6 protein-coding genes are annotated in these 12513 nt (G+C 47.2%); 5 read left to right on the forward strand and 1 reads right to left on the reverse strand.

Annotation, left to right across the window (positions count from 1 at the left end; genetic code table 11):
- A partial coding sequence (locus ONB37_06980) for a glutamate synthase-related protein (protein ID MDZ7399886.1) occupies nucleotides 1-3617 on the forward strand: 3617 nt, incomplete at its 5' end.
- Nucleotides 3618-3990: 373 nt separating this feature from the next.
- On the opposite strand, the gene ONB37_06985 is transcribed toward ONB37_06980, so the two are convergent.
- Nucleotides 3991-4548 carry an IS30 family transposase gene (locus tag ONB37_06985; protein ID MDZ7399887.1) on the reverse strand — a complete coding sequence of 186 codons (558 nt, stop codon included), beginning with the start codon at nucleotides 4546-4548 and terminating at the stop codon, nucleotides 3991-3993.
- A gap of 630 nt (nucleotides 4549-5178) precedes the next feature.
- Here ONB37_06985 and ONB37_06990 point away from each other — a divergent pair.
- The 4 genes from ONB37_06990 to ONB37_07005 all read left to right on the forward strand — a co-directional run bounded on the left by ONB37_06990 (nucleotide 5179) and on the right by ONB37_07005 (nucleotide 12417).
- Entirely contained in the window at nucleotides 5179-7305 is a 2127-nt protein-coding gene (locus ONB37_06990) for a BatA and WFA domain-containing protein (GenBank protein MDZ7399888.1), read from the forward strand.
- Between the two features lie 219 nt (nucleotides 7306-7524).
- The gene (gene hflX, locus ONB37_06995) at nucleotides 7525-8832 is read left to right on the forward strand and encodes a GTPase HflX (protein MDZ7399889.1); all 1308 of its coding nucleotides are present in this window, start codon (nucleotides 7525-7527) and stop codon (nucleotides 8830-8832) included.
- A gap of 8 nt (nucleotides 8833-8840) precedes the next feature.
- Nucleotides 8841-10211 carry a sigma-54 dependent transcriptional regulator gene (locus ONB37_07000; GenBank protein MDZ7399890.1) on the forward strand — a complete coding sequence of 457 codons (1371 nt, stop codon included), beginning with the start codon at nucleotides 8841-8843 and terminating at the stop codon, nucleotides 10209-10211.
- 520 nt (nucleotides 10212-10731) lie between these two features.
- Nucleotides 10732-12417: a hypothetical protein gene (locus ONB37_07005; protein ID MDZ7399891.1), complete on the forward strand. Its 1686-nt coding sequence runs from the start codon at nucleotides 10732-10734 to the stop codon at nucleotides 12415-12417.
- Nucleotides 12418-12513 lie beyond the last annotated feature (96 nt).

Here is a 12513-nt window from a genome sequence, read left to right on the forward strand (position 1 = left end):
AAAATTTTTCAGCAGAGATGGCTGAATACGCCAGAAAGTATGGCATGAAGATCGAAATCTGGCTCGATGGGCCTCGAGGCGGGACAGGCGCTTCGCCCAATATCATCAAAGGCCAGATGGGCATGCACATCGAATACGCCATTCCCCTGATCCACAATCGCCTGGTGAAAGATGGGCTGCGCAACTATGTCAAATTCATGGTTTCGGGCGGCATTCGGACGTACGAAGATGTGATCAAAGCTGTGGCGCTGGGCGCTGACGGCGTGATCTGGGGCACCGCTCCGCTGGTTGCCATTGGCTGCGACCGCAATCGCAATTGCCACGATGGCTGCTCACGGGGCATTGCCACCAGCAATTTGATCCTGCAGAAGCTGCGGGATGTGGAGTTGAATACGGCGCAGATGATCAATGCCTTTACCATGATCCAGATGCAGGTGACCAGGGCCCTGGCGGCGCTGGGATTCAAAGATATTCGGGAGCTGCGGGGCAGGTTCGATGTCATCCACTGGATGGGATTAAAGGAGCGGGTCGATCATCGCTACCGCATTCGCAAAGAGGTGATCAAAGAGATCGAAAAGGATGAACAACTTTTTGAGGAGAGGATGGCGGCACGAGCGACTGCCCAATCCAATTGCGGTGTGGCAGCCATCAATGGCACTGTTCCCATTCCTGGCTATATTCTCGACCAGGCGCTGACTGCCATGCGCAATCGGGGCATGGACGGAGTGGGCATGGCAAAGACGCTCTGTTTTCCCGATCACCCTGATGACTATGCCTATCGCATCATGGTGAAAGGAACGCTGCAAATCGATGTCGAGAAAAAATTGGCGGAACAATGGCAATCCGAGGGGAAAAATTTTACCCAGGATGAATTGCAGCGTAAAGCCCGAAGCCTGGTTCTTGCCCAGCGAATTGATTTGATCACCAAAATCAAAACCGTTTTTCTCGATCCTTATTTTGACTATGCTGGCGAAATCGATCCCAATAAATGTCGTGAGCGATATAAATCTAATGCATCAAGACTGACAGTTGGCTCACCAGTCATTTCGAGCGAAGCGAGAAATCTTTTTATTCCATCCTCCTCCACGGAATCACAATTTGAAAAAGACAGATTCCTCCCTGCGGTCGGAATGACAGCATCTTCGACAGCAACCGAAAATGTACAAGAATCAGAAGAACTCGACTATCGCAATTTCGGCGATGCGAACAGTGATCCTGGGGATATTTTCAGATTTTTTGTGAGAGTGAAAAAAGATGTGTTATTCAACTATATTGAAAATGATCTACTGAGACTTGGTAGACCTCGATTTTTAGAACATCTTTTTCCAGAAGTCACGCTGGATAATTACAGGGTTAATCAAGCCTTCCTGCAAAAGGCAGAGGATATGTTCGTGTTTCATCATTCACTCAATTTCACACGAATTTTATATGTTTGCTCGATCCTGCCGAATGAATGGGACGAGTTTCTATCGGGGCGAAATGGAAAATTCAGCAAAGAATTTCTTTTGAATGGTGAAGATGAAATCTCGGTTGAATATTTGACCCTGTTGTGGGAGTTCATCCAGGCCCATCCCTATGAACATCACAAGCATCGATACGATAATCGTTTGCATAAAATCGCTGCCGTCATGTCGTGTGGCAAAAACTTCGCCGTCTGGAAAACAGCGGGCAGAGAAATTCCCTGGCAGACGCCAGATGCACCCAACAATATCATTCACGTTCGATTAGCCACTGGCTCCGTCGTCGAGCAGATGAACGCCCATCCCTTTGCCAAATTGCACACGGCATTGACGCACAACGGCGAGACCACCAATTACGAAGCATTGAAACAGCGGGTGGAGCAGTTCAATCTTTCGCCGCTGGCGACAACCGATACCGAGGTCGCTTCGCTCAAATTTCACCTCACCGCCGATGCCTGGGAATATCCCGACTGGGCATTGTTCGAAAGCTTTTCGCCCACCACTGGCGATGATCTGCAATTGGTTGAGCCAGCCATTCGAGCCCAATTGGAGCAGGTGCAGCGGGTAGAATTTGCCAGCTCCCCTGATGGACCTTATCAATATCTGTGCCTACGCCATAATCCGTACACCCGCACCACCGAGCGAGTCGACCTCAAAGACCCAGCCGACCTGCGACCCAATGTCAGTGCTTTTTGGATGGATAAAAATGGCAACGGAAACAGAGTTTTCAGCATCATCGCCTCGGAAGAACATGCGGTGCATCGGATTTTAGAGCTGCTGGACAAAGAAGGCATCATCGATGGCTCGGTGGCGGATAAAACCTTCGTCAGCAGTGGCATGATCAGCCGCTATCGTTTTGAGCACGGGCAGCAGATTCAGGATTATGAATTCATCGACCGCTACGGCAGAAAGATCGAGGTGGATGATCCTGGCGAGCATTACAGCTTGCGCCGTCAGCAGTTGGTCGAGCCTTCCGATGCCTCTCAATATCAAGATTGGCAATCGAGCTACCCTGAATTTTTCAGAGATCATTTGAAGGACATCAGTTTCAATGACTTTCGCTGGCTGCTGCAGAACATGGTTAAGAGTACAACCAACGATGCTGAATTCGCCGAACATTTGAAAATTTTAACCTGGCTGAAAGATTATCTCCGCACCCTGAATCCAGGGGACAAAGCCCAGGGCTCGTTGATCGACATCGCCCAATTTTATGTGAACCAATTGTTGGATAGCGCCAGAACCGAACGATTCGAAAATTACACATGGATCGATCAGCAGGGAGCGGCCCAATTTGATCGCCAGCCACAACATGAACAAAAGCTGGTTATCGAAGCTTCTGGATTTTTACCCGAAGGCACGGATCCAGCATTTTCTTTGACTGCATTCTTTGCCAAAGCGCACCGCCTGGGCTGGCGAAAATTCATCCTCTATCGCACCAGGGGACAGCGCCTGATCTCCACCGCTGCCATGGGTAACGGCGACACAGATGATGTGGAGCTGGATGTTTACGGCTCCGTCGGGGAGTATTTTGGCGCCTTCATGCAGGGCGGAACCATCCGCCTGCACGGCAACGCCCAGAACTTCTGCGCCATGGCAATGCACCATGGTAAACTTTATGTGTTCGGCAATGCGGGCAAAGTGTGCGGTTACGCCTCAAAAGGCGGCAAAGTGTTCATTATGGGCGACATCGTTGATCGCTGCTGGACCAACTCCGTCAACGACTCCCGCACCCAGGATTTGGAAGTCATGATCCTCGGCTCCGCCACCAAATACGCAGGCGAATCGCTCATGGGCGGCAACTTTTTCTTCGGCGGACTCCATTTCGACCACAAAGGCAACCTGCGCCTGAACGAACGACCCTATCTCGGCACCAAAATGCTCGGCGGCGCCTCCCGTGGCAATTTCGTCTTCTTCGATCCCGAAAATCGCCTGGTGGAAGCGCAGTATGTGCATGGCGTTTTGAAAGAATTCTCTGATGAGGAGTGGCGATATTTTTATGGGAGAATAAAGGAGACTTTTGAATTGGCTGGGATTTCCGTTAATTCAGAAGGTGGGAATGAATATATTTTTGTTGAAGGAAAAAAAGTTACTATTGTTCCAGAGAATTTTAAATTGATTGTTCCGAAAGGGGGATTGAAGGGGTATGAGGGGCATTGAAAAATATTGGAATTTTATACCAAATGTAATCTCCTCCAAAAAAAGGTTAATCATTGCTTTATTTTTTTGGTGCATTCAAGTTCCAAGTGCAACCGATGAATTAAAATAATTTCATTTGATGTTATGAAATTTAATGATTTTCTCGGTCGATTATTTAGGCGATTTTTAACGGACAGGATATCTTGTTCGGTAATCAACCGAAGATCATAGTTCTTTGGAAAATATTGTCGAATGAGGCCATTGATATTTTCGTTCAGTCCCCGTTCCCAGGAACGTTAAGGGTGAGCGAAGTACACCGACGCGTCCAATTCGGCGGCTAACTGTTGGGACAAAGCAAATTCCTTCCCATATTATCGACGGTTAAAGTATGCACCTAATGCTTGAAACTGGCCAGCTTATCGATAATGGCGGCAGTCACTAACTCGGCGGTTTTATGTGTCACCAGTTTGAGGCAAATGAATTGTGATTTGCGCTCGACAGCGAATACCAGGGCACCATGATGATTGACACCGATGATGGTACCCAGTTCCCAATCGCCCAGTCGAAGCTTTTGATCCAGCACAGGGGGACGTTGCTCATTGCTGATCCGATTGGGGATTTGTCCGCGTCGGTCTCGGTTCCCGCAGCATTTGCGTTTCTTTTTGAGCGACCAGCGCAAATGACGGTACACCGTGCCTCTTGTTCGTTGATCAGCCCAAATATGCCGATAGATGGTCTCGTGACTGATATGAATGTTTTCTCGCAATTTCAAATACCCCGAGATTTGCTCGGGACTCCAATCTTGGCAGAGATAAAACTCCACACGTTTTTTGACGGCGTCAGTAAAGTGAATGGCTTTGGCTGCCATGAAACGACGTGCGGCCGCTAGATGCTGGGCCTGCTTAGGGCGAAAGCCTCTTAGCCCAGTTTTGCGTCTGAGTTCCCGAGAAATAGTACTCTTATGAACTCCGATGTGTTGAGCAATTTAATAAAGTGCTAGACCAATTTGAAGATAGGCTTTAATGTCAACTCGTTGTTCAAAGGTCAACTGTTTATAGCTCATCCCCTGCTCCAGTTAGTTCGGTTTTGTTTCGGCTCGCAACTCAATTAATGCGTAGCATTAATTGAGTTGGATGTTCATTCCCCCTAACAGTTACACTTATTACTTGAACTCACGAGAAAATTTTGCTCGCAACTAAAAAAACGAAATAAACTCCAACGACAGAAAAATAGGATTCGCCGCTCATTTACCGATGATGTCCCGTTTTATAAGAGTAAAGATTTATTATTTGAGGCCTTCCATTGCAACTTGTAACACGATCGAAAACAATTTTTAGCTTTGGATATGTGCTATCCAGCAATAGAAATAAAATCGAATGTCATTTTTTGATCTTTAGGTTTAGCATAAAATAGAATATTACAAGGTGCATTAAATGGCAGTATACTAGATAACTGCAATGAATATTTTTTAGAGTATCATTTCTGTTAAATAATTTTTGTTATCCTTCATTGAGGATCAAGAAGCATAGAAACAAAACTAACCGACATTAGGTATAATTGAAAAAAAGATTGAATCAAACGCATGACCTTTTTAAATCCGACATTATTGATTGGTTTGATCGCTGGCGCGATCCCCATCATTATCCATTTGATTACCCGGCAGCGAGCCCGAGTGGTCGCTTTTAGCACCCTTAGGTTTCTCAAGGAACTTAAAACGCAGCAAATTCGCCGGTTAAAAATTAAGCAAATCTTGTTGTTGCTTCTGAGGACCTTGGCGCTATTGTTTTTGGCATTCGCGTTCGCTCGTCCGACGCTGAAGGGGCGCTTGGGATCGGATGTGCATTCCTCGGCGCAGACCAGTGCGGTGTTGATCATCGATAATAGTCTTAGCATGAGTGCCGAAAGCAATGGGCAGCAATTGTTCGATCTTGCCCAGCAGCGTGTTGCCGAATTGGCACAGCTTTTTAAACCTGGCGATGAGATTTATGGTATATTTGCGACCCCAGGCAGCCCAGAAATCTATGAGGGAGCCAAATACGATTTCAAAACGGTAGCCAAAATTATTCAACGGGCAAAAGTAAGCCATAGCAGCACCGATCTCGTTGCGGCGTTGCAAAAGGCTAAAACCATTTTGCAACAAAGTCGCAATATCAACAAAGAGATTTATATTATTTCTGACTTTCAAAAAACGGCATTCCGGGAGAGCGATCCACCGAAACTGAGCATGTTTCAAGATCAGGGTATCAAGCTGTTTCTTATTCCCATCAGGTCAACATCATTTAGTAATCTTGTAATCACTGATGTGAAGGTCATAAACCAAATTATCGAGGTTGGAAACTCTGTTGAACTTGAGGTGAGGGTGAAAAATACTGGGAATCGAACAGAACGAGATCGGTTGATCCAGGTATTTTTGGACGAAAAACGGTCTGGCCAAGCCAGCATTAGCCTTGAGCCTGGTCAATCCCAGGCTGCGAGATTGCGGGTCGTACCACAGCGATCTGGGTTGATTGGTGGTTCTGTTTTGTTGGAGGATGATAATTTGTTTGGCGATAACCGGCGCTATTTCACGCTTCCCGTACCCGATCAGATTTCGGTTTTGGTGATTTGTCAACAGAGCAGGGACGCCAGGTTTTTGCAATTGGCGTTGAATCCAGAGTTGAATCGGGCTACACCGCTAAAAGTCGATTTTCTTACTCCAGACAAAATTGAATTCGGCACGCTGAAAAACTATCAAGTGATCGCGCTGGTGAATCTCTCTCGTGTCGATGGTAGATTTCTGAACGCACTGGCTGAGCATGTCCAAGCTGGCGCTGGTTTAATGGTGTTTTTAGGCAATGAGGTCGATTTGCGAAACTACAATGGCAATTTGAATCAGAAACTCATGTTGCCTGCATTTTCTGAGACCTTTGGAACAATGGGAGACCAGACATCATTCTTGACGATTGGGAGAATTGATTTCGATCATCCAATTTTTTCTGGAGTGTTCGAGCAAACGCCTCAGCAGGTGGAGTCGCCGAAGTTTTATTTTGCTACAATATTGAAGCTTGCTAACGGTCACGAGCCTATCATCGAATTTAGCAACGGTGCTCCGTTCGTAGTGGAATCAAATTTCGGAGCTGGGAGGGTGATGGTGTTCGCCTCGGCTTTGGATCCTAATTGGTCTGATCTTTATCTAAAGGGCCTATTTGTGCCGCTAATGAACCGGGCTGTGATGTATTTATCGGGCAATGCCCGCGCGGCTAATCCTTCCTCCCTCGTCGATCAGCCTTTGAGCGCAGAGGTCAGCGGAGTAACGAATGTCAACAACTTGCGGATTGAGCTGCCTGATGGCAAAGCTGTGCAAGTAATTCCTCAAATCGGAGGGGGAACTTTTAAAATCAATTTCAATGAAACCGATCAACCTGGAATTTATTCTCTTTATGGCGAAGATCGGCTGTTGGCAAGATGGCCAGTGAATCCCGAACCTATGGAATCTGACCTTTCAATGGTGGATCAAGAAGAATTAAATCGAATTCTTGGTGAATCCGCATTTTTTCTGGTCCCAAACAATAAAGGAATTGTTACTGCAGTTCAAACCAGTCGGTATGGACAGGAGTTGTGGCGCTATTTTGTAGCAGCCTCGCTGTTGATGCTGATGATCGAGATGTTGCTATCGCGGTCTGGGAAAAGTGCCAGCGAACCATTTATCGTAATTGAGGCAAAAAGATGAGCATTCCCAGCGATAATGCTTGGGGAGGGTAATCAACAGAATTTTTCCCGATAGGCTTATCGTATCGTTTTAAGTAGTTCGCGAATTGATGAATATGCATCCGTTGAACTGTTCCTATACAAAAAAATGATTGCTATATTCACAAAAGATCCATATTCGTAATTGTTCCACATGTAGCATTCTAATAATTTTTTATCTCGGAGGCAACGTCAAACACAATTGGAGCGACAGAATAAAGAGCAAGCCATTTTGATCGGGGTAGTTCGGCAGGGGCAGGACAGGGAGGTGGTGGAAGAGTATCTGGACGAGTTAGCGCTGTTGGCCGATACTGCTGGGGCAGAGGTGATGGAGCGGATCATCCAAGAGAAAAGTGTTATCGAGCCAGCCTTTTATATTGGTCGCGGCAAGGTTGAATATCTGGCGCGACGAGTGACTGAGTTGAATGTGGATGTGGTAATTTTCGATGATGATCTCTCTCCTGCTCAGACGCGGAATTTAGAGCGGGAATGCAATACCAAAGTGATCGATCGCAGTGCGCTGATTCTGGATATTTTTGCCCGTCGGGCAAGGACGCGTGAGGCTAAAACTCAGGTCGAATTAGCCCAATTGCAATATTTGCTGCCGCGGTTAACGCGGCGCTGGACGCATTTATCGCGACAAGCTGGTGGAGTTGGAATTGGATTACGAGGGCCTGGCGAAACCCAACTTGAGGTTGATCGTCGGGCGATTCGCAAGCGTATTGCGCACCTGACAAAAGAGCTGGAGCAAATTGAAAGACAGCGCGATCAGCGTCGCCAGAGGCGCAGCGACCTATTCAATGTGGCTCTCATGGGGTACACGAACGTGGGCAAGAGTACTTTGATGAACGCGCTGACGGGGGCGAACGTGTTTGTCGAAAACCGATTGTTCGCTACGCTCGATGCTACGGTTCGGCTCATGGAACATACCGGAGATCAAAAGATTCTCCTAATTGATACAGTAGGTTTTGTGCGCAAATTGCCGCATCAATTGGTCGCTTCGTTCAAAAGCACGCTGGAGGAAAGCCGCGAGGCTGACCTGCTGATCCATTTGGTCGATTGCAGCCACCCCCATTTTCGCGACCAGATGCATGTGATCCAATCGGTTTTGCAAGAATTGGAACTCGACGATCGGCCTGTGCTGACTGTGTTCAATAAAATTGATCTCGTTCAGGATAAATCGCTGCTGCGCGAACTGAAGCAGGAATTTGAGGGCTGTTTTTTGATTTCAGCTCAGCGCGGTTTATTTGTGGACGAATTGAGGGATGCGATCATCCGTCATGCCACTGCAAGCAGCGTTACAGCGCGTATTCGTATAGATTCATTTCAACAAAAATTGCTTGCCTCGATCTATCAATGGGCTCATGTGCTGAGCACCGAATATCTTGATGGGTATGTCGAATTAAGTATCCGTTTTTCTCCGGCAATGAGAAATAAACTGGAACGATTGGTTGCCCAGGGTATGGTAGTTCCAGTGGGTTTGGAGTCGGTTTCACCATCGCAAAATTGAGTCGTAGCATGTCACTAAGAATCCTTATCATTGATGATGATCCCAAGATCGCTGAATCATTATCCGATTTTTTGGGTGAGATGGGTCATCAAACGCAAGCTTGCGGGGATGGTGAGTCTGGTCTGCAAATCGCCACGGAGGAACATTTTGATTTGATTTTTCTGGACGTTCGATTGCCGCGGATGGATGGGCTTCAAGTATTAGAGCAGCTCAAAAGGTTGCGGCCAGATCAGAGAGTAATCATGATCAGCGGGCATGGCGAATTGGAGATCGCTGTTAAGGCCACCAAATTAGGCGCGGATAATTTTTTAGAGAAACCGCTTCATCCAGACAAGCTGTTGCTGGAAGTAAAAAATGTCGAGCGCCAGCAAAGCCTGTTAAACGAGATGGCGACGCTGAGAAAGTTGGTGGATTTCGATTATGAGATGGTGGGAAATTCGCCAGCGATGCAGCGCCTGCGTCAGGAGATCGATCGGGCGGCGCCGACCGAGAGCCGAATTTTGATCTATGGAGAAAATGGCAGCGGCAAAGAATTGGTGGCGCGGGCAATTCATCAGAAGAGCCATCGCCATCACAAGCCATTCATCAAAGTAAATTGTGCAGCGATCCCCAAAGAATTGATTGAGAGCGAGTTGTTTGGCTATGAGAAGGGCGCATTTACTGGCGCCAGCAAGAGGAAGAATGGGCTGATCGAAGAAGCGGATGGGGGGACTCTCCTGCTGGACGAAGTAGGGGACCTTTCACCAGAATCTCAGGCGAAATTGCTTCGGGTATTGCAGGAGAACGAGTTCGTTCGTGTGGGCGGAACTCAACCCGTCCGATTCGATGTGCGCATCATCTCTGCGACCAATAAAGATTTGCAGCAGCAGATGCAGCAAGGGAGTTTCCGAGAAGATCTGTTCTTTCGGCTCAATGTGATTCCGATCCGTGTTCCAGCGCTGCGCGAACGACGCGAGGATATTCCAATCCTGGTACGGCATTTTATTAACCTGTATTGCATGAAAAACGGAAAACGGCCGATCCAAGTGAGCGAAGCAGCACTCCAGCCTTTGATGCATTATCAATGGCGCGGCAATGTTCGAGAACTTAAAAATTTCATTGAGCGCTTGTTGATCATGAGTGATCGCGAAGAAATTGGGCTGGAGGACGTTCTTCGGTTTCTCCCCGAAGATTTTGCGCGCCAATTCGCCGCTCTGCCAAGTTTCGATGGGACTGGAAAGGATCAAAGGTCGCTTCGCGATCAATTGGCTTGGTACGAACGTCAATTGTTGCAGCGAGAGTTCATTGCTGCGCAGGGAAATGTGTCGCTGATGGCACGACGGCTCCATACAGATCGGCCCAATCTGATCCGCAAATTGAAAAAGCTGGGCATCAAATGAGCTCGGTGGGTTTTCAAAAAACAAGGCAATTTCGAATGAGGTTCGAAGAGGGCAAATTATTCCCATTGTTCCGTTCTAGGACTATGATTGGATAATAGAGCGCTCTGCAAAATAGAATGACTTTACTGATGTCATGACTGCTGGTGTAGGCATCTCTTAACTGGTATCCATTCAACTCCAACAGATTGCTCCGTTTTGAGGTGTATCACCTCCGCGTTCGTAGAGTCATCATTTTGCAGGAGACTCTATGGCAATAAAAAATAGGTAGCACGATCGAGATGACCATGAAATGAGAAACTTCTCACTTTAAGCAGAGGCGGATTCCTGAATCCGCCAGCATCATCATTGCGAAGGTTTTGAGTGTTCGCAGAGGTTCTTGTCCGAGACCCATTTTGTCGATCATGCGTTCATAAAAAGCAGTGAGGAACAATTGCAGCTTCGCCCTGAGTTTGGTCTAAAATGAAACAACCAAGGGCTCATTTGTTGAATTTCTTTCCAGAGAATCAGTCGGGATAATTCTATGTCGAAAAAGCAAATATTCATTGGGCAACTCATGCTATTCGTTTTGATCATTTCAGCCACAGCCCAACAGCAGCGATCAGATGGGCGAATCCGAGGGACCAACACCAAATATGAGCCAGGAGATTGGACCAGTTATTCATGGAATCGCTATGTGAACTCGCTGGCAGAAGGCCGCGAATACGTCTACTTTGGCACCACTGGTGGTGTATTGCGCTATGATTTTTATGCCAATCGGTGGGAGTCACCATGGACGACCAGTGACGGTCTGGCTGATAATTTCGTACGCGTTGTGGCGTATGATTTCAATACCGATTATTTATGGTGTGCTACACCCCAGGGGGTGAGTGTCTATCGGAGCAATTTTCGGCGCTGGGAAAATTTCTTCAATGATGAATTAGGCCTGGCTGCTGATGATGAAATCATTTCCATTGGGTTCGATGATCGGTTCATTTGGTTGGAGTCGAAACGTGGCCTGTTTCTGGAAAGTCAGAACCAACAGGGTTATTTCATCCGAGTGACGCCGATCGATGTGCCAATGCAACAGATCGTATGGTATGGCGTCCGAGGGAATAATCTCAAAAACCTGCCCAACTTCATGATGCAAGATGGCTATTTTTTCGATCCATCTGGCTACATTCGTGATTATCGGTTGAACAATTATCCAGTGACCAGTTTTCTGAACGGCCGATGGGGCGTGATGTGGATTGGTTCTTGGGGGGCAGGCGCCGGCAAAGCTGACTATCGGATTCAGATCTTAGAGTTGCTCCCCTATGGGTTATTCATAAAAAATGTCAATGCCCTGGAGATGGATAGCGAGGGAAATATCTGGGCTGGTGGTATCGGGATTTACAATGAAGAGAGCGGTATTACGTTTTGGAATCGGCGTTTGAATCGATGGAGCAATTATCAAGCCCGATATAACAATCGGCTCTACAGCGATCAGGTGACCTCGATCGCAATTGATGATTCGTGCATTTGGTTTGGTACTCAACATGGCGTGGCTTGTTTTACTCCCAAGTCCAATGAGTGGCGTAGCTTTGATGTGAGCGCTGGCCTCGGTGATAATTATGTGTTTGATGTGGAAGTGGATGAAAAGAACGTATGGATTGGAACGGCCAATGGTCTTTCGCGAATCATCAAAGATTCTTTGAAAACGAAAAAGTTCCGCATCCAGCAACTTGCTCGCCGGGATCTGCTTTGGAAAAAAATTTATGCGATCGAGCTGATGCAAAACCTCGTTTGGCTGGGGACAGAATATGGCGTTTATATTTACGATGCCGCAAGCGACAGCGGTGGTTTTGAGAATGATCCCAATGGCCCGATGAACGATCCAGTACTGGCGATCGGTTGCTTCGAAGATAAAGAAGTGTGGTTTGGATTGGCGGACGGAATTGAGATGTTCGATATGAAAGCAAAAACTTGGGGGGGGGCGCCGGAGCGCCGTTTCTTGGACGCCACCTCGGTCAATTATATTGCCGTGGATACCGCCTCCGCCTGGTTCGCCACTAATAATGGGGCGTTGAAATTCGATAAGGCCAATAAGCGCTGGATTCGTTTTACTACGGCAGATGGCTTATTGAGCAATCAGGTGAATTGCATTTTGTTAGAAGGCGATTACGTGTGGTTCGGAACGCCCGAAGGCATGACCCGTTTTTATTGGAATGCACCTTATCGCATCGACTGAGCACCCAGCCAGGTACCAAGTCAGAATATTATTTTCCTGAATGAGCTCAGACAGCTTTTTTCTTATGAAGTCTCCGATCCAAGTGAATCAATTGGC

It is taken from the genome of candidate division KSB1 bacterium, assembly GCA_034506395.1.
GTDB lineage: Bacteria > Zhuqueibacterota > Zhuqueibacteria > Thermofontimicrobiales > Thermofontimicrobiaceae > Thermofontimicrobium.